1 protein-coding gene is annotated in these 255 nt (G+C 63.1%); it reads left to right on the top strand.

Annotation, left to right across the window (positions count from 1 at the left end):
- The coding region (locus C7I36_RS17065; RefSeq protein ID WP_146137367.1) for a VCBS domain-containing protein at nt 1–255 on the top strand (255 nt) is incomplete at both ends.

Here is a 255-nt window from a genome sequence, read left to right as displayed (position 1 = left end):
ACGTCGACCTGGACTTTTTGGCGGCGGGCGAGACCATCACCTTCAGCTATACCGTGACCGCCACCGACAGCCAGGGCGCCACCGCCAGTGAGGTGGTGAGCTTTACCCTGATTGGCAGCAACGACGCCCCCACCCTGAGCGTGGTGGATGCGGCGCCGATACTGGAAGTGGCGGGCGATTCCAGTGCCCAGGACTTGCGCGGCACTGGCCTGGTGAGTTTTGGGGATCTGGATGATAACGACACCGTCAGCCTGA

Origin of the sequence: Zobellella taiwanensis (assembly GCF_003012795.1) — a bacterium.
Classification (GTDB): domain Bacteria; phylum Pseudomonadota; class Gammaproteobacteria; order Enterobacterales; family Aeromonadaceae; genus Oceanimonas; species Oceanimonas taiwanensis.
This window is presented reverse-complemented; position numbering and strand designations above follow the sequence as displayed.